Source organism: Vibrio sp. 1249-1, assembly GCF_033340495.1.
Map to the genome: position 1 here is coordinate 1 of NZ_JAWOWJ010000535.1, position 706 is coordinate 706.

Consider the following 706-nt stretch of genomic DNA (forward strand, 5'->3'; position numbering starts at 1 on the left):
AAACCATAGAACAAGCCAAATGCACCGTAGGTGTCATTGCTTGAGCTGTAGTGTTTACGGAAGTTTTGGTTTTGTTGTGCAAACTCGTAGAGGTTTGGCATTTCTTCTTGATTCAGCGCGTCTGCACGCAGGTTATTTACGCTGATCATCAATACGTTCAACTTGTTTACACGGCGGTTGAATTCAAGTTTTTCTAGTGGGTAGTTCACCAGCTCAACGTTATTTTCATTCTCCGCTAAGCGTTTTAGGTACTCTTCACGGTCAAGCAGACCATGTTTTTCCATAAAGCTTTTCGCCGTCATTGGGTAAGAAAGCGGGAAGTTTGAGCGTTGGCTCGTGATCGGATTATAGAAATAGGCATCAGCCCAAATGTAGACCAAATGACTGGTCATAAAGCTCAAAAAGAACACGGCAGCCAGTGGACGACCAACGTGTTTGTGAGACAGTTTGCGTTGTTTACGCCAAACCCATTCTGATAAGGCGAGCTGAACAAGGAATATCAGCGGCATCACAACAAACAGGTGTTGTAGATCCGAGCTTAACGCACTTTTATCATCGCTGAATAACAGCTCCCAAACCACAGGGGTTAGGTGCAGGTTTATGGATTGATATGCCTGGGTATCAATCAATAAGATTGTTTGTCCAACAGTGGTAAAGATCACTGCCACCAAACGAAATAACTTCCGTGATGGCAGGACAAACGTCA

General features: G+C 44.2%; 1 protein-coding gene. It reads right to left on the reverse strand.

Going from position 1 to position 706, the window contains the following annotated elements; all coding sequences use genetic code 11:
- Positions 1 to 706: DUF3413 domain-containing protein (locus tag R7Z50_RS27460; protein ID WP_318149742.1), on the reverse strand; the 706-nt coding region annotated here is incomplete at both ends.